This window comes from Clostridium sp. HBUAS56010 (assembly GCF_007115105.1).
Lineage (GTDB): Bacteria > Bacillota > Clostridia > Lachnospirales > Lachnospiraceae > Lacrimispora.
This window is the reverse complement of sequence record NZ_SULJ01000004.1, coordinates 248,667-266,004: the sequence shown is the minus strand read 5'-3', so window position 1 is coordinate 266,004 and position 17,338 is coordinate 248,667. Positions and strand designations below refer to the sequence as shown.

Below are 17,338 nucleotides of genomic sequence, written 5' to 3'. Positions count from 1 at the left end.
GTAAATGAAATGGAACACGATGACGAGATTGAAAAGATATCTAAAGAACTAGAGGATATGCTAAAAATGACATCAGATGAAAATAAAGATATCACAGAAGTTATGGAAACGGGTTCTTCTGAGCAGGAGGAAGTAAAAGAAATACTTTCTGCAGATAGACTGGAAGAACAATACAAAGAAGAGGAACCATTGGAACTGGAAGATTTAGACCAGGAGATGGAGACAGAGACAGAAAAAACAGACCTGGAAGAGAAGACGGACAGGAGACGCAGACGTCGGAAAGCGGAATCAAAAGGCGGCAGTCTGATCCGCCCTGCTGATGGACTTCTTGCAGCTTTTTTTGTACCAATGGTGATAATGATCATTATATTCGCTCAAAGAGGTATCTTTCCATTTGGAGAGGAAAGCTTTTTAAGGACGGATATGTATCATCAGTATGCACCGTTTTTTTCCGAGTTTCGTCATAAGCTGACCCACGGAGGAAGTTTGCTTTATAGCTGGGATATCGGTATGGGCGTGAATTTTGCAGCCCTTTATGCTTACTATCTGGCAAGCCCTTTAAACTGGCTTCTGGTCTTATGTCCAAAGAATTATGTCATAGAGTTTATGACTTATATGATTGTATTTAAGATCGGATTGAGTGGTTTGACTTTTTCCTGGTACTTACGGAAGCATTTTAAGACGAATGATTTTGGTATTGCTTTCTTTGGAATCTTTTATGCCTTGTCCGGTTATATGGCGGCATACAGTTGGAACATTATGTGGCTTGACTGCATCCTGTTATTCCCTTTGATTATGCTGGGACTGGAACGACTGGTAAAGGAAAAGAAATGTTTTTTATATTGCATAACTCTGGGGTTATCAATATTGTCAAATTATTACATTTCAATTATGATATGTATTTTTATGGTGCTTTATTTCATCTCTCTTCTTATATTAGAAGGGAAGAAGCAATGGAAAGGATATGTGAGAAACGCAGGGGATTTTGCTTTATATTCTCTTTTAGCGGGAGGTCTTGCTGCCATTGTCCTGCTGCCTGAGATTTATGCGCTGCAGATGACTGCTTCCGGAAATGTGAATTTTCCTCAGACGTTTAGTTCTTATTTTTCCATCTTTGATATGATCGCCAGACATCTTCCGGCAGTGGAGACAGAGATCGGGCTGGATCACTGGCCTAATTTATACTGTGGAGTTGCTATTTTAATGTTTTTCCTGTTATACCTTGGCAACCGGAAGATACGTCAGAAAGATAAGATTATAATGTGTTCCTTACTGCTCTTTTTCTTTGTGAGTTTTTCCGTGAATGTGCTGAATTTTATATGGCATGGATTTCATTATCCCAATAGTCTTCCCTGCAGACAGTCCTTTATTTATATATTTTTAATGCTGATGGTCTGTTATCATGCTTATGCCCATCTGCATGAGACGCCCTGGAAACATATTGTGCTGGCATTCTTTGGTTCTGTCATTTTCATTTTAATGGCTCAGAAGCTGGTGACTGATGACGCATTTCATTTTTCTGTTTTTTATGTGGCACTTTTGTTTTTGGCAGCTTATGCAGGTCTTATCCGCCTGTTCCAGCGAGGAATCAGCAGAAATGTTCTGGTTTTAGTTGCGCTTTTGGTTGTCTCGTTAGAGGCGGCAGTCAATACCACTGTAACCAGTGTGACCACCACCAGCAGAACCAGTTATATGAAGGATAATAAGGAATCATCGGAACTGGCTGCCAGTCTGGTGCCTAATGATTCTTTTTATCGGATTGAAAAGGTGACCAGAAAAACCAAGAACGATGGTGCATGGCTTAATTTCCCCACCGTTTCCCTGTTTTCTTCAACGGCTAACGCAGACCTGACTAAGTTCTTCAAAAAGATAGGGTGTGAAAGCTCTACCAATGCCTACAGCATTACAGGAAGCACTCCTTTGGTAGACGCCCTGTTTGCAGTGAAGTACGGGCTTTACTCAGAAGATGTGGAAGGGCAGGAGGATATATCCACCTTATTAGGGGCAGGAGATGAGATGTATTTAAGGCAGAATACTTATGCTTTGTCCCTGGGATTTATGATGCCTTATGATCTTGAGAATAACTGGCAGCTTGACTTGACCAATCCGGCGGCAGTTCAAAATGATCTGTCTGTAGTTTTAGGAGCCAAACCGGTTCTTGAAGAAGTACCCAGTGAGATAAAAGGAACCAGTTTTCAGTTTACTCCGGAAGCAGATGGGAATTATTATGTATATGTAAGCAATAAAAAGGTGGAAAAAGTAAATGCCTTTTTGGGTGAAAGAACCAAAAGCTTTGACAATATAAGCCGGGGATATTTGCTGGATCTTGGATTCTTAAAGGGTAAAGAGCCGGTGACGCTTAGCAATGAAGAAAATGAACAGGATCTGGTTGCAGTGGCTTACCGGTTTGTACCGGAGGGGCTTGAATCTGTCTATAATATCTTAAATAAAGGTTCCATGAAGCTTACGGCATGGACCGATACAAAGATTTCAGGGACTGTTGAGACTGAACGGGCAGGTCTGTTATTCTTAAGTATTCCTTATGACAAAGGCTGGACAGTCAGAGTCGATGGGAAAAAAGTGGATTCCTATAAGATTTTTGATACGTTTTTAAGTGTACACATGACAGGGGGAACCCATGAAGTGACACTGGAATATATGCCTCAGGGATTAAAGACGGGAAGTGCCATTACAGCAGGAAGTATACTTATTTTACTTGGAATTGCAGGTGTTTCCTTTAAGAACAGAAAAAAGAACAGCCATATGCGGGTTCACACAAACAACTAACAGCGAAAAGAGGAAATAATTATGAAATTATGGGGCGGACGCTTCACAAAGGAGACGAATCAGCTTGTACACAATTTTAATGCTTCATTATCCTTTGATCAGAAATTTTATCACCAGGACATTGAAGGCAGTATTGCTCATGTAAAGATGCTGGCAAAACAGGGGATTCTTACCCAGCAGGACAGAGATCAGATTGTAGAAGGACTTTTGGGAATCCGGAAAGATTTGGAAGAGGGAATTCTTACATTCACTCCGGAGCATGAAGACATTCATTCTTTTATTGAGGCAGTATTAACGGAACGGATTGGAGAGGCTGGAAAGCGTCTTCATACGGGACGGAGCAGAAATGATCAGGTTGCCCTTGATATGAAGCTTTATACAAGAGATGAAATTGATGAAATTTCTTTACTGTTAAAAAGCCTTTTAAAAGAACTTTTAACCTTAATGGAAGAACATCTGGATACCTATATGCCGGGGTTTACTCATTTGCAGAAGGCACAGCCTATTACCCTGGCTCATCATGTGGGTGCTTATTTTGAAATGTTTGACCGGGATTACTCACGACTTTCGGATATAAGAAAGAGAATGAACTATTGCCCCCTGGGGTCTGGAGCACTGGCAGGTACAACCTACCCTCTGGACCGGGAATATACAGCACAGCTTCTTGGATTTGATGGTCCTACTTTAAACAGTATGGATTCTGTGGCAGACCGGGATTACCTCATTGAACTTTTAAGTGCATTGTCTACTATTTCCATGCACTTAAGCCGTTTCTGTGAGGAGATTATTATCTGGAATACCAATGAATACCGCTTTGTGGAGATTGATGATTCCTATAGCACTGGAAGCAGTATCATGCCCCAAAAGAAAAATCCGGATATTGCGGAACTGATCAGAGGAAAAGCAGGACGGGTCTATGGTGCCCTGGTATCCATTCTGACCACAATGAAAGGAATTCCTCTTGCTTATAATAAGGACATGCAGGAAGACAAAGAACTGACCTTTGATGCCATTGATACGGTAAAGGGCTGTCTTGCTCTGTTTACCGGAATGATCTCTTCCATGTCCTTTAGAAAAGATGTGATGGAGGCAAGTGCAAAGAATGGATTTACCAATGCAACGGATGCAGCCGATTATCTTGTGAATCATGGAGTGGCATTTCGGGATGCCCATGCAGTGGTAGGACAGCTTGTACTGTTTTGTATTGAAAAGGGAATTGCGCTGGATGATATGACTTTAGAAGAATATCAGGCAATCAGTCCCGTATTTGAACAGGATATTTATGATGCCATCAGTTTAAAGACTTGCGTGGAAAAGAGAATGACCATTGGAGCACCAGGTCAGGAAGCCATGAAAAAAGTTATTGAGATCTATAAAAAGAAGCTGGCACAGTAAAAAAAGAATCCATATCAGAAATGAGGAAGAGATTCATTGAACCTGCAATTTCTGATATGGATTTTTTTTCTTATCCAAAGATTTTTTTACACAGCCGGCATCCGGTGGGAGTGGCAGCAAGTCCGCCTTCAGCGGTCTCCCTGAGAGTGGAAGGCATCTGCTGCCCTACCTGTTTCATGGTCAGAATGACTTCGTCTGCAGGGATGACGCTTTCAATGCCTGCAAGAGCCAGTTCTGAGGCTGTAAAGGCATTGGCAACTCCCATGGCATTGCGTTTGATGCAGGGCACTTCTACCAGTCCTGCCACCGGATCACATACCAGACCCAGGGTGTTTTTTAAGGCAATGGCACAACTGTCGGAGATCATCTTAGGTGTTCCCTCAAAGATTTCGGTAAGAGCTGCAGCCGCCATGGCAGAGGCAGAGCCTACTTCTGCCTGGCATCCGCCTTCTGCACCTGCAATGCTGGCACATTTTGCAATAACCATGCCAATGGCAGAAGAAGTAAACAGTGCCATGACAATATGGTGTTCTGGAAGCTCATATTCTTCCATAACAGATATCAGAGCTGCAGGAATGACACCGCAGGAACCGGCTGTAGGGGCTGCCACAATCTGTCCCATACAGGAATTGTATTCTGTTACAGCGAGAGCCATGCTCAGGGCATTGCCCAGAAGGTGTCCATAGTGATTCCTGCCCTGATCCACTGCCTGTTTTAAACGAAACGCGGCACCACCGGATAATCCGCTGGCGGAACGAAGTGTCTTCTCCATGCCATTTTTAACAGATTCTTTCATAACCTGAAAATTATGTTCCATGGCAGCATAGACTTGATCTTCCGTCAGTTCCATATCATCAGCCTGATCTTTTAAAACGATTTCTGATATTTTTTTGTTGGCTGAAAGAGAGGCATTCACCAATTCTTCCACACTGTTGTATTTTAGTTTCATGTGTATCTCCTAAGGTTTGTGCTTTCTGTTAATTCAATTTAAGTAATATGGTGTTATAGATGTGAGGAATCTTCTTAAGCTTTACAAGTAAGGATTCACTGAAATCAGAATCCATTTCCAGTGTCATAATCGCAAGTCCGCCTTTTTCTTCCCGGTTCAGCCGGAAGTTACAGATATTGGCATTCTCCTCAGCCACTAAATTGGTTACATGGGCAATAATTCCGGGGACATCCTGGTGCATTACGATTAAAGTGGTTTTTTGCCCGGTGAAATTAACTTCCATATCATTTACATTGTTAATAACAATATTACCGCCACCAATGGATGCACCCTGGACTTTAATGGTGTTTCCTTCAGCGGAAGTTAAGGTGATAAGTGCCGTATTGGGATGGGCGTTTTCAATGGTTCCTGTGCGAAAAGAGATGGCAATTCCCATTTCTTCGGCTATTTGCAGGCTGGTTTTGATCTTAGGGTCCCAGGGGTCCATTTTTAATATGCCGCCTACAATCGCCTTGTCCGTTCCATGTCCCCGGAATGTCTTTGCAAACGAGCCGGAGAATAAGATATCTGCATGGGAGACGGGAGCACCTAAGAGCAAAGCTGCTGTTTTGCCAATGCGTGCAGCACCGGCAGTGTGAGAACTGGAAGGTCCAATCATGACAGGGCCTATGATATCAAATACGTTCATGTTGTTTCTCCAAATTTCAAGATTTTTTCTCTATAGAGGTTTAAATTCAGGTTTCCGCTGTTTGAATTCTGTATAATAAGCAAATCCGCAGGAGAGTAAAAGATCTCTTGCCCTGTCGAAATCGGCTCCCATGTCTTCTGGAATATGGGCATCTGATCCAAGGGTGATGATCTCTCCGCCCAGTTCTCGGTAACGGGTTAAGATTTCTTTCCCTGGGTTTGGCTGGTGGATTCCTTTTCTGAAACCGGCGGTATTGCATTCGATTCCTTTGCCATTTGAAATAATTGCTTTTAAAATCTCATCAAAGACATCACGGTACTGTTTATAGTGGTAGTTATCCGCTTTGCCTGGACCGTAACGAATAATGTAATCCATGTGTCCGGCAGTATCATAGGTGGTTAGATTCTTCAGATTATCCAGTGTGACCTGGAAGTATTGAAGATATGCTTCTTCCTCTTTTCTGCCTTCAAAAAACTCTGGATAAACTGGATCTTTGCGGTTAATAAAATGAGTGGAACCGATGACATAATCAAACGGATTAGCCGCTAACAATTCTTGAAAATACTCTTTTAAATGGGTTTGAAGACCCAATTCAATTCCGATTCTGAGATCCAGCTTTTTTTTGTATTCTTCTTTCAAACGGGTCATGGTCTGAAAATATTGACTGATGTCAAGCGTAAAATCAATATCAGAATCCACATCATAATCATGGTGATCGGTGACACAGAGAGATTTCATTCCAAGTCTGACAGCCTGGTCCAGTTGTGCCCGTACCGGTGTTTCAGAGTCTCCGGAAAATAAGGTGTGAAAATGGTAATCTGGCAGCATAAGAGTCTCCTTTCAAAAATTAGATTTATTATAATCAAAACAGGTAAGAAAAGCAATGAGGACAAGGGGCAGGTTTCTTTAATAAATGAAAAACCTTATAATTTATGTATCATACATTACAAATTAAATTGTTTGATTTTAAGGGATGTATGAAATCAAAAAAGAGGATTATAATAGATGAAGATGTTTAGAAAATGTGAAAATAGTACAGTTTTTTATGGGCACAGGACCAAGTGATTGTGAATAATAAGCAAGGTTCGATAATTTCAAAAAAGGACTTGCTATTTATTCACATATTAGGTAAAATAAAAGGTAGTTGATTATTATTTAACAATCACATCAATTTTATTCTTAGGAGGAATTGAATTATGGCAGTAAAAGTTGCAATTAACGGTTTCGGACGTATTGGACGCCTTGCTTTCAGACAGATGTTTGGTGCAGAAGGCTATGAAGTAGTAGCAATTAACGATTTAACAGATCCAAAGATGTTAGCACATTTATTAAAATATGACACTGCACAGGGCGGATATGCTGGATACTACGGCGAGAATGCTCATACAGTTGAAGCTTCAGACGATTCTATTACTGTTGATGGAAAGAACATCAAAATTTATGCTGAGAAAGATGCTGCAAATCTTCCTTGGGGTAAGATCGGTGTTGATGTAGTATTAGAGTGTACTGGTTTCTATACATCAAAAGACAAAGCACAGGCTCATATCACAGCAGGCGCTAAGAAAGTTGTTATCTCTGCTCCGGCTGGTAATGATCTTCCAACCATCGTATACAGCGTAAACGAGAAAGTATTAACAGCAGATGACAAGATTATCTCCGCTGCTTCCTGTACAACCAACTGCCTGGCACCTATGGCAAAAGCACTGAATGATTATGCTCCGATTCAGTCTGGTATCATGAGCACAATTCATGCTTACACAGGTGATCAGATGATCCTTGACGGACCTCACAGAAAAGGTGATTTAAGAAGAGCAAGAGCAGGTGCTGCTAATATCGTTCCTAACTCTACCGGTGCTGCAAAAGCAATTGGTCTGGTTATTCCGGAATTAAACGGTAAGTTAATCGGTTCCGCACAGCGTGTTCCAGTTCCTACAGGTTCTACTACAATCTTAGTAGCAGTTGTTAAGGGCACAGATTTAACAAAAGAAAGTGTTAATGCAGCTATGAAGGCAGCAGCAAGCGAATCTTTCGGATACAACACAGATGAGATCGTATCTTCTGATATCATTGGTACAAGATTTGGTTCTCTGTTTGATGCTACTCAGACTATGGTTTCCAAGATCGGTGATGATCTGTATCAGGTACAGGTTGTTTCCTGGTATGACAACGAGAATTCTTACACAAGCCAGATGGTTCGTACAATTAAGTACTTTGCTGAATTAGGCTAATGATCCACGAAAGGGTCCGGTCGTTTTAAGGACCGGACCCTTTTATTATTTTATAATTATATTGTATACACCATATTGGAAAGGAGCATTCAAGTATGCTTAACAAGAAGACAGTTGATGATTTAACAGGATTAAAGGGAAAGAAAGTTTTAGTAAGATGTGATTTTAATGTGCCGTTAAAAGATGGAGTGATCCAGAACTACAACCGTATTGACGGAGCCATTCCAACTATTAAGAAATTATTAGATCAGGGTGCAAGAGTAATTCTCTGCTCCCATTTAGGAAAACCAAAGGGAGAGCCTTTAAAAGAGTTGTCCTTACAGCCGGTTGCTCCAGCTTTAAGTGAGAGACTTGGCGTTTCCGTAAAATTTGTAAATGATCCAAAAGTAACTGGAGAAGAGACTCAGAAGGTTGCTTCTGGATTAAAAGACGGTGAAGTGCTTTTACTTGAAAACACCCGTTACAGAGTAGAAGAGACAAAGTACGGCAAAGATGAAGCTGCAGATGTATATGCAAAAGAACTTGCTTCATTCAGCGATGGCATCTTTGTTAATGATGCATTTGGTACTGCTCACAGAGCACATTGTTCTAATGTGGGTGTTACCAAATATACTTCCACCAATGTTGTTGGATATCTGATGGAAAAAGAAATTAAATTCCTTGGTCAGGCAGTGGAGAATCCGGTACGTCCTTTCGTTGCAATTCTTGGCGGAGCAAAAGTTTCTGATAAGATCAATGTAATCAATAACCTTCTTGATAAGGTAGATACCTTAATCATCGGCGGCGGTATGGCATATACCTTTTTAAAGGCTCTTGGCCAGGAGATCGGGAACTCTTTATGCGAAGAAGACAAAGTTGACTATGCCCTTGAGATGATTGAGAAGGCAAAAGCAAAGGGAGTAAAACTGCTTCTTCCTGTTGATAACGTAGAAGGAAAAGAATTCTCTAACGATACAGAACGAAAAGTTGTGGAGACCATTGATGCAGGCTGGTCAGGATTTGATATTGGACCAAAGACCATTGACCTTTACAAAGATGCCTTAAAGGGCGCTAAGACCGTTGTATGGAACGGTCCCATGGGCGTATTTGAGTTCTCTAACTTTGCAGAAGGAACCTTAGAAGTATGCCGTGCTGTTGCAGATCTTTCTGATGCAACAACCGTAATCGGCGGAGGTGATTCCGTTAATGCAGTGAAGAGACTTGGTTTTGCTGATAAGATGACACATATCTCTACAGGCGGCGGAGCATCCTTAGAGTTCCTTGAAGGAAAAGAACTGCCAGGTGTAGCAGCAGCGGATAATCAGTAGTAGTTCCCTGCCCGGGCGTTTACGTCCGGGCTTTTAAAGCAGAAGGTTCAACCTGATGTATGATGAGGAGAGAGAAGGTAATTGCATGTCAAGAAGAAAAATTGTAGCAGGAAACTGGAAGATGAATATGACTCCAACAGAAGCTGTGGAGCTTGTGAATACATTAAAGCCTCTGGTAGCAAGTGATGAAGTGGATGTTGTTTTCTGTGTGCCTGCTATTGATATTATACCAGCCATGGAAGCTGCAAAAGGTTCTAACATTAACATCGGTGCAGAGAATATGTATTATGAAGACAAGGGAGCTTTTACCGGGGAGATTTCACCTGTAATGTTAAAAGATGCCGGTGTCAGATATGTAGTTTTAGGACATTCTGAAAGAAGAGAATATTTTGCAGAAACTGATGAAACTGTAAATAAAAAGGTGTTGAAAGCGTTTGAATATGATATTACTCCGATTGTCTGCTGCGGAGAGTCTCTGACTCAGAGAGAGCAGGGAATCACCATTGACTGGATTCGCCAGCAGATTAAGATTGCATTTTTAAATGTTTCAGCCGATCAGGCGAAAAAGGCAGTTATTGCCTATGAGCCGATCTGGGCAATTGGAACCGGAAAAGTGGCAACAACCGAACAGGCACAGGAAGTCTGCTGTGCAATCCGCGCCTGCATTGGTGAGATCTATGATGAAGCGACTGCAGCAGCTATCCGCATTCAATACGGCGGCTCTGTATCTGCAAAGAGTGCACCGGAATTATTCGCACAGCCGGATATTGACGGTGGTCTGGTAGGCGGAGCTTCTTTAAAGCCGGAGTTTGGATCAATTGTTAATTATAACAAATAAAGGAATTCTGCCGGCTCTGTTTTGAAATTACCAGGGTCGGCATTTTTTTAAGGAAAAGGAGAACCAGTTATGAGTAAAAAACCAGTTGTATTAATGATACTTGATGGTTATGGATTAAATGATACCTGTGAACATAACGCTGTCTGTGAAGCAAAGACACCGATTATGGACCAGTTAATGAGCCAGTGTCCGTTTGTAAAGGGCAATGCCAGCGGTCTTGCCGTAGGTCTTCCCGATGGACAGATGGGAAATTCCGAGGTAGGACATCTCAATATGGGTGCCGGAAGAATCGTATACCAGGAGCTTACAAGAATAACCAAGTCCATTGCAGACGGTGATTTCTATGGTGTGCCTGAGTTTTTACAGGCAGTGGAAAACTGTAAGAAGCATGGATCTGCCCTTCATATGTGGGGACTGGTTTCAAATGGCGGTGTGCATAGCCACAACACCCATATCTATGGGTTGCTGGAGCTGGCTAAGAGAAATGGTCTTGAAAAAGTTTATGTACACTGTTTCTTAGACGGACGTGATACACCTCCAGCTTCCGGAAAAGGGTTTGTTGAGGAACTGGAAGCAAAGATGAAAGAGATTGGTGTTGGTAAAGTGGCGTCTGTCGCAGGCAGATATTATGCTATGGACCGTGACAACCGCTGGGACCGTGTGGAACGGGCTTACAATGCTCTGGCAAAAGGGGAAGGCAATTATGCTGAATCAGCCACTGCAGGTATCCAGGCTTCTTATGATAAAGAAGTATATGATGAATTTGTAGAACCTCTTGTTGTAACAGAAGGCCAAAAACCGCTTGCTGTTGTATCTGATCATGATTCGGTTATATTCTTTAACTTCCGTCCTGACCGGGCAAGAGAGATGACAAGAGCTTTCTGTGATGATGATTTCAAAGGATTTGAAAGAGGCAGACGCCTTGATCTCACGTTTGTGTGCTTTACTAATTATGATGAGACGATTCAGCATAAGCTGGTTGCATTTAAGAAAGAGTCTATAAGCAATACATTTGGCCAGTTCCTTGCTGATCATGATTTAACTCAGGCGAGAATTGCCGAAACGGAAAAGTATGCCCATGTAACTTTCTTCTTTAACGGCGGTGTGGAAGAGCCGAATAAGGGAGAAGAGAGGATTTTAGTTCCTTCTCCAAAGGTTGCCACCTATGATCTCCAGCCAGAGATGAGTGCTGCTATTGTCTGCGAAAAGCTGACAGATGCAATCAGATCCAGTAAATATGATGTGATTATTGTCAACTTTGCAAATCCGGATATGGTAGGTCATACAGGCATTGAGTCTGCTGCCATTAAGGCAATTGAAACCATTGATAACTGTGTCGGTAAGGTTGTAGATGCCATTAAAGAAACCGATGGAGTGCTCTTTATCTGTGCAGATCACGGAAATGCAGAACAGCTTCTGGACTATGAGACAGGAGAGCCATTTACCGCACATACCACCAACCCGGTACCATTTATTCTGGTAAATGCTGATCCTTCTTACAAGCTTCGGGAAGGCGGTTGCCTGGCAGATATTGCTCCTACTTTAATTGAACTTATGGGTATGAAGCAGCCGGAAGAGATGACAGGAAAATCATTGATCATAAAATAAAGTACTAAAAGTGGGGGCTTTCCGGTATAGATTACTGGAAAGCCCTTATTTTAACCAGAAGAAGATTTCGTCCTCCAATATTTTGGGCTTCCATTTCTAACAGAAATAAGATAGAATAGATAAAGATATGTTAGGAAGGGTTTCAGATGAGTATTCGAATCAGATTTTCTTTGGAACCAAAGAGGAAGATTTTCTCCGGAGTTGTGTGGAGCAGGCAGAATGCAGAACGGATGACAAGGAATCTGGTAGAGGAGATGGGATATCATTGTTACCGGCTGGAAGGCTTTTTACTGGTGCAGTTCTGTCCCGAAGGCTATATCTGGTTCAAATGGAATCGGAATAAGTTTCAAGGGGAGAGTCAGACCAATATAGCAGGACCCGGGTTTCATGCAGCAGTAATTGAATTTTTGGAACGTCTTGCAGGGAAAGAGCGGTTAAAGCTGAAAGTAGAAGACCGGACGGGGTATTTTATCGGACGGGATTTTCTTGGCATGAGGCAGAAGTACTTTTATCAGTGGTTTTCACAGCTTGTGGATCTGGTATCGAAGTGGGATGAGGGTGAAGAGTATATGTTTTGCTGGCCTGCAGTCTACTACATACCGGAGCGGCAGAAAGAAAAACTGATTACCCATATTCGGGCATTTTCATTAAAGGAACTGAAAGGAATGGCGAATTCTGGCATGAGCGTGGCGTTTGCCAGAGACTTTTTTGTGTGGAACGAATTGGAGAAAGATGCGTGGTTTTACAGAAACAGCGGGCTGGTTTTATTAAATCAGTTTTGCTATTTTATGCCGTCAAAGCGGAGTGAACAGGATCAGGAGGTTAACTCTGCCATCATAGAACTTCTGGAAAAGGCAATCCGGATGGAACCGGGTATTCCTTTCCCAAAGAAAGAGTATCTGGAGGTCTGTGAGCTTGATTCCCATACACCCATTGAGCTTTCCGGGACCAGTGCGATTGAGGAAGAGGGCTTTATTGGATGCCGGAAAAACCTGATTTACCGTAAGATTGGGAATATGAGTTTTGGCATTCCAGGGAATTTTTTATATGATGAAGACAATCCTGGAGTCATGGACCACTATTTTGACGGAACGTTGTACGGGGGGCATGATTATTATATTTATGCTGCGGTTTTTGAGGGACGCCAGGCGGAGTTTAAAAAGCAATGGTTTGAACAGGGAAGTGTGGAGGAGATGCTTGATTTTGACATTGGGGATGCGAAAGCAAGAGCCGCCGTTTATAAACCAGAAGAGAAAAAAGATGAAGTTCTTTATGGAGTATCCGCTCAGATTATTTATAAAGAGCAGCGTATGAATATAAATATTATCAGCAGACAGCCAGGAGAAAAAGACTGGGCAATGGAGCTGATAAAGAATATTAAAATTACAGAGTAGAGGATAATATGAAAGAAAAAGAGATGAAAACAGGCGCATTACTGAGACGTTTTGTGCCTTATTATAGAAAATACACTAAAATTATGGTCATGGATTTATTCTGTGCATCCCTGACCACCATATGTGAGATGGTGCTGCCGCTGATGCTGCGCTACATAACCAATCAGGGGCTAAGAGATTTAGCCTCCTTGTCGGTTAAGACCATTGTCAGCATTGGTATGATTTATTTCCTCCTTCGGATTATTGATGGGCTGGCAAGTTTTTATATGGCTTATACCGGACATGTTATGGGAGCAGCCATTGAGACCGACATGAGACAGGATGCATTTTCTCATTTGCAGAAGCTGTCTGATAATTATTTTAACAACACCAAAGTAGGGCAGATCATGTCAAGGATCACCAGTGATTTATTTGACGTGACCGAGTTTTCCCACCATTGTCCGGAAGAATTTTTTATTGCATTTATAAAGACTCTGGTATCTTTTATCATTCTGTCAAGAATCAGCCTTCCTTTGACCCTCATTATATTCTTATTAATTCCGGTTATGGCAGTTTCCTGTATCTATTTTAACCTGCAGGTGAAGAGGGCATTCAAACATCAGAGAAACCATATCGGTGAATTAAATGCCAGGATTGAAGACAGTCTTTTAGGAAACCGTGTGGTTCGTGCTTTTGCCAATGAAAAGATTGAGATTGAAAAGTTCAACCAGGATAATCAGGAGTTCTTAAATATTAAGAGAACCACTTACAAATATATGGCTGCATTCCAGAACACCATCCGCATGTTTGACGGACTGATGTATGTGGTGGTTATTATTGCCGGCGGTATTTTCATGATTAAGGGACTGATTGAACCAGGAGATCTGGTTGCTTATACTCTTTACGTCAGCACCCTTTTAACCACCATCCGCAGAATCATTGAGTTTGCGGAACAGTTCCAGAGAGGAACCACGGGAATTGAACGCTTTATTGAGCTTATGGATGCAGATGTGGATATCTTTGATGAAGAAGGGGCAGTTCCTCTCACAAAGGTAGAAGGAAGCATTTCTTTAAAAGATGTGTCTTTTGAATATCCGGATGATCATAATTCCGTATTGAGTCATATTGATCTGGAGATCAGACCGGGAGAGAAAGTGGCTCTCGTAGGCCCTTCCGGCGGTGGAAAGACGACCCTTTGTAATCTGATTCCCCGTTTTTATGATCCAACAGAAGGAAAGATTCTCATTGATGGACAGGATATCAGACAGGTGACGCTGGAAAGTCTCAGAGGGGCTGTGGGAGTTGTCCAGCAGGATGTATATCTCTTTTCCGGCACTGTTTTTGAGAACATTGAATACGGTTGTCCGGGGGCATCCAAAGAAGATGTTTATAAGGCAGCAAAACTGGCAGGTGCCCATGAATTTATTCTGGGGCTGAAAGAAGGATACGATACCTATGTAGGCGAGCGGGGAGTCAAGCTTTCCGGTGGTCAGAAACAGCGGATCAGCATTGCCAGAGTATTTTTGAAAAATCCACCGGTACTGATTCTTGATGAGGCAACTTCTGCCCTGGATAATGAGAGCGAGCAGGTGGTATCCCAGTCTTTAGAACGGCTGTCAAAGGGACGTACCACTCTTACCATTGCACACCGCCTTACGACGATTCAGAATGCAGACCGGATTCTGGTTCTTTCTGACAGTAAGATCATAGAGGAAGGCAATCATGAAGAATTGTTAGAAAAACGTGGAATGTATTATCAGCTTTATACTTCTGTAAGGGAACAGGAACAGGGTGCTGAGATTGAGGAATAGAGGAGAAGATATGAAAGTAGCAGTCATCACAGATAGTAACAGCGGAATGACCCAGAAGCAGGGAGAAGAGGCTGGTATCTATGTAGTGCCCATGCCGTTTATGATGAACGGAGAGACATTTTATGAAGATGTGAGTTTGAGCAGGAGTGAATTTTATGAAAAGCTGGACAGCGGAGTGGATATTTCCACTTCCCAGCCTTCTCCGGCAGACATATTGGATCTATGGAATAAGATACTAAAAGACTTTGATCAGATTGTTCATATTCCCATGTCAAGCGGTTTAAGCAGTGCGTGTCAGACGGCTCTGTTGCTGGCGGAAGATTATGAAGGAAAAGTTTTTGTTGTCAACAATCAGCGAATATCTGTTACTTTAAGGCAGTCAGCTCTTGATGCAAAGCAGATGGCAGAGTCAGGAATGACGGGCAGTGAAATAAAGGAGAAGCTGGAAGCGACTAAGATGGAGTCCACGATTTATATTACAGTGGACACACTGGAACATTTAAAAAAGGGAGGCAGAATTACTCCTGCTGCTGCCATGATCGGATCACTTTTAAAGATTAAACCAGTGCTCACCATTCAGGGAGATAAATTAGATGCTCATGCAAAAGCCAGAACCATGAAACAGGCAAGGAGCATCATGATTACAGCGATTCAAAAGGACATGGCAGAACGTTTTCATGATCCGTATGGGAAGCATACAAAGATTGCTGTTGTTCATTCCAACAATGAAGCGGCGGCTCTGGAACTGAAACAGGAATTGAAAGAGCTGTTTCCAGAAACAGGTGAGATTTATGTGGATCATTTATCATTAAGTGTATGCTGCCACACTGGTTCCGGTGCACTTGCCATTGCCTGTACGAAAAATCTGGAACTGTGACGGGGATGAAGTTGGAGGTATGCGGATATGTTTCCGTTTAAGTTTTTTCAGATAAAGCACACCATAAGCCTGCGTGTGACCCTTATTATTGTTTTATTCATTGTAGGAAGTATCCCGGTTTTTATTCAGAATCCCGTTTTACTCAGTTCTTACCGGCAAAGTCTGATTGAATCCAGGATGCAGGATATTCAGAATCAGTGCTGGATTTTAAGCAATAAGATGACCAGAAGCGGCTATTTGACCATGGAACCCAAAGATCCTTTGCTGGACAATGAGATGTCCGTGAAAGCCGACATGTTTAATGGAAGGATTGCGGTCATTAACCGGAATTTCAGAATCATCAGCGACACGTTCTCTCTTTCCCTTGGAAGACTGAATGTGTCAGAAGAAGTGATCCGGTGTTTTAACGGAGAAAATACCAACAAATATAATCCGGAAAAGCGTTATTCGGCTCTCACCATACCGATCTATTCCAATAGCCAGGACAAAGAGATTGAAGGCGTGATGATTGTTACGGCTTCCAGTGAGGATCTCATTAGCCGGGTTTCTGATGTATCGGAAAAGGGTGCTCTTTTAAACCTGATGATTCTGTCCATTCTTGCCATTGTGGTTGCGCTTATTGCAAAGCTGATTATGAAGCCTTTTAAGGAACTACAAAGGCTTCTTGACCGGTCGGCAGAAGGGAATCTGGATGAAACCATAAGTTCCCATGCTTATAAGGAAACCATGAAGATTACGGATTCCATTAATCTTACGCTGAAAAAACTTAAGGCAGTGGATCAGTCAAGAGAGGAATTCGTATCAAACGTTTCCCATGAGTTGAAAACTCCCATTACATCAATCCGTGTGCTGGCAGATTCACTCATTGGAATGGAGGAAGTTCCGGTAGAGCTGTACCGGGAGTTTATGAGTGATATCTCTGTCGAGATTGAGCGGGAGAGCAAGATCATTGATGACCTTCTGGCTCTTGTGCGCATGGACAAAACTTCCGGTGGGAATTTAAATATTGCCCAGGTTAACATCAACGGTCTGATGGAACTGATTTTAAAAAGACTTCGTCCAATTGCAGGAAAGCGTAACGTCGAGCTGATCTTTGAGAGCATTCGTGAGGTGACTGCAGATGTGGATGAGATGAAACTCTCTCTGGCTCTCAGCAATCTGGTGGAAAATGCCATTAAGTATAATGTGGAAAGCGGCTGGGTACGGGTTACCCTTGATGCGGACCATAAATTTTTCTATGTAAAAGTGGCTGATTCGGGAATTGGAATTCCAGAAGAATTCCAGGAACATGTATTTGAACGCTTTTACCGGGTGGACAAGGCAAGGTCCAGGGAAACCGGAGGAACAGGTCTTGGTCTGTCGATTACAAAGAAGATCATACTGATGCATCAGGGAGCATTGAAACTTCAAAGTAAGGAAGGAGAGGGAACCACGTTTACCGTCCGGATACCTCTTACTTATATTTCATAAAACAGGA

The 17,338-nt window shown here is 42.2% G+C and carries 13 protein-coding genes; 10 read left to right on the top strand and 3 right to left on the bottom strand.

The window, feature by feature from the left end; all coding sequences use genetic code 11:
- Positions 1-9 precede the first annotated feature (9 nt).
- Together FAY33_RS09300 and argH are read left to right on the top strand one after the other, a co-directional pair.
- Positions 10-2,787 (top strand): YfhO family protein, encoded by a 2,778-nt coding sequence (locus FAY33_RS09300; RefSeq protein WP_143320945.1) that lies wholly within the window; start codon positions 10-12, stop codon positions 2,785-2,787.
- 21 nt (positions 2,788-2,808) lie between these two features.
- Positions 2,809-4,182, top strand: a complete 1,374-nt coding sequence (gene argH, locus FAY33_RS09295; RefSeq protein ID WP_143320944.1) for an argininosuccinate lyase — start codon at positions 2,809-2,811, stop codon at positions 4,180-4,182.
- 70 nt (positions 4,183-4,252) lie between these two features.
- On the opposite strand, the gene sdaAA is transcribed toward argH, so the two are convergent.
- The 3 genes from sdaAA to FAY33_RS09280 are packed head-to-tail and all read right to left on the bottom strand — an operon-like array spanning position 4,253 to position 6,647.
- Positions 4,253-5,131 carry an L-serine ammonia-lyase, iron-sulfur-dependent, subunit alpha gene (gene sdaAA / locus FAY33_RS09290; protein ID WP_143320943.1) on the bottom strand — a complete coding sequence of 293 codons (879 nt, stop codon included), beginning with the start codon at positions 5,129-5,131 and terminating at the stop codon, positions 4,253-4,255.
- Positions 5,132-5,159: 28 nt separating this feature from the next.
- Positions 5,160-5,819: an L-serine ammonia-lyase, iron-sulfur-dependent subunit beta gene (gene sdaAB, locus FAY33_RS09285; protein WP_143320942.1), complete on the bottom strand. Its 660-nt coding sequence runs from the start codon at positions 5,817-5,819 to the stop codon at positions 5,160-5,162.
- A gap of 30 nt (positions 5,820-5,849) precedes the next feature.
- Complete coding sequence (locus tag FAY33_RS09280; protein ID WP_143320941.1) at positions 5,850-6,647, bottom strand: histidinol-phosphatase HisJ family protein; 798 nt, start codon at positions 6,645-6,647, stop codon at positions 5,850-5,852.
- A 368-nt stretch (positions 6,648-7,015) separates the two neighbouring features.
- Between FAY33_RS09280 and gap the strand changes: the two genes are divergently transcribed.
- The 8 genes from gap to FAY33_RS09240 all read left to right on the top strand — a co-directional run bounded on the left by gap (position 7,016) and on the right by FAY33_RS09240 (position 17,331).
- Positions 7,016-8,047 (top strand): type I glyceraldehyde-3-phosphate dehydrogenase, encoded by a 1,032-nt coding sequence (gap, locus tag FAY33_RS09275; protein WP_143320940.1) that lies wholly within the window; start codon positions 7,016-7,018, stop codon positions 8,045-8,047.
- Between the two features lie 95 nt (positions 8,048-8,142).
- Complete coding sequence (locus FAY33_RS09270; RefSeq protein WP_143320939.1) at positions 8,143-9,354, top strand: phosphoglycerate kinase; 1,212 nt, start codon at positions 8,143-8,145, stop codon at positions 9,352-9,354.
- An 85-nt stretch (positions 9,355-9,439) separates the two neighbouring features.
- Entirely contained in the window at positions 9,440-10,192 is a 753-nt protein-coding gene (gene tpiA, locus FAY33_RS09265; RefSeq protein WP_143320938.1) for a triose-phosphate isomerase, read from the top strand.
- A 69-nt stretch (positions 10,193-10,261) separates the two neighbouring features.
- A complete protein-coding gene (gene gpmI, locus FAY33_RS09260) occupies positions 10,262-11,800 on the top strand; it encodes a 2,3-bisphosphoglycerate-independent phosphoglycerate mutase (protein WP_143320937.1) in 1,539 nt (512 codons plus the stop codon).
- Positions 11,801-11,946: 146 nt separating this feature from the next.
- A complete protein-coding gene (locus FAY33_RS09255; RefSeq protein WP_143320936.1) occupies positions 11,947-13,194 on the top strand; it encodes a hypothetical protein in 1,248 nt (415 codons plus the stop codon).
- Positions 13,195-13,202: 8 nt separating this feature from the next.
- The gene (locus tag FAY33_RS09250; RefSeq protein WP_143320935.1) at positions 13,203-14,984 is read left to right on the top strand and encodes an ABC transporter ATP-binding protein; all 1,782 of its coding nucleotides are present in this window, start codon (positions 13,203-13,205) and stop codon (positions 14,982-14,984) included.
- 10 nt (positions 14,985-14,994) lie between these two features.
- Complete coding sequence (locus FAY33_RS09245) at positions 14,995-15,861, top strand: DegV family protein (protein ID WP_143320934.1); 867 nt, start codon at positions 14,995-14,997, stop codon at positions 15,859-15,861.
- Positions 15,862-15,888: 27 nt separating this feature from the next.
- A complete protein-coding gene (locus tag FAY33_RS09240) occupies positions 15,889-17,331 on the top strand; it encodes an ATP-binding protein (RefSeq protein ID WP_143320933.1) in 1,443 nt (480 codons plus the stop codon).
- Positions 17,332-17,338 lie beyond the last annotated feature (7 nt).

Coding starts and splice junctions, on each gene's coding strand:
- gap (WP_143320940.1), top strand. CDS start 7,016: ATGGCAGTAAAAGTTGCAATTAACGGTTTCGGACGTATTGGACGCCTT.
- FAY33_RS09270 (WP_143320939.1), top strand. CDS start 8,143: ATGCTTAACAAGAAGACAGTTGATGATTTAACAGGATTAAAGGGAAAG.
- argH (WP_143320944.1), top strand. CDS start 2,809: ATGAAATTATGGGGCGGACGCTTCACAAAGGAGACGAATCAGCTTGTA.
- FAY33_RS09280 (WP_143320941.1), bottom strand. CDS start 6,647: ATGCTGCCAGATTACCATTTTCACACCTTATTTTCCGGAGACTCTGAA.
- FAY33_RS09300 (WP_143320945.1), top strand. CDS start 10: ATGGAACACGATGACGAGATTGAAAAGATATCTAAAGAACTAGAGGAT.
- sdaAB (WP_143320942.1), bottom strand. CDS start 5,819: ATGAACGTATTTGATATCATAGGCCCTGTCATGATTGGACCTTCCAGT.
- gpmI (WP_143320937.1), top strand. CDS start 10,262: ATGAGTAAAAAACCAGTTGTATTAATGATACTTGATGGTTATGGATTA.
- tpiA (WP_143320938.1), top strand. CDS start 9,440: ATGTCAAGAAGAAAAATTGTAGCAGGAAACTGGAAGATGAATATGACT.
- FAY33_RS09245 (WP_143320934.1), top strand. CDS start 14,995: ATGAAAGTAGCAGTCATCACAGATAGTAACAGCGGAATGACCCAGAAG.
- FAY33_RS09240 (WP_143320933.1), top strand. CDS start 15,889: ATGTTTCCGTTTAAGTTTTTTCAGATAAAGCACACCATAAGCCTGCGT.
- FAY33_RS09255 (WP_143320936.1), top strand. CDS start 11,947: ATGAGTATTCGAATCAGATTTTCTTTGGAACCAAAGAGGAAGATTTTC.
- sdaAA (WP_143320943.1), bottom strand. CDS start 5,131: ATGAAACTAAAATACAACAGTGTGGAAGAATTGGTGAATGCCTCTCTT.
- FAY33_RS09250 (WP_143320935.1), top strand. CDS start 13,203: ATGAAAGAAAAAGAGATGAAAACAGGCGCATTACTGAGACGTTTTGTG.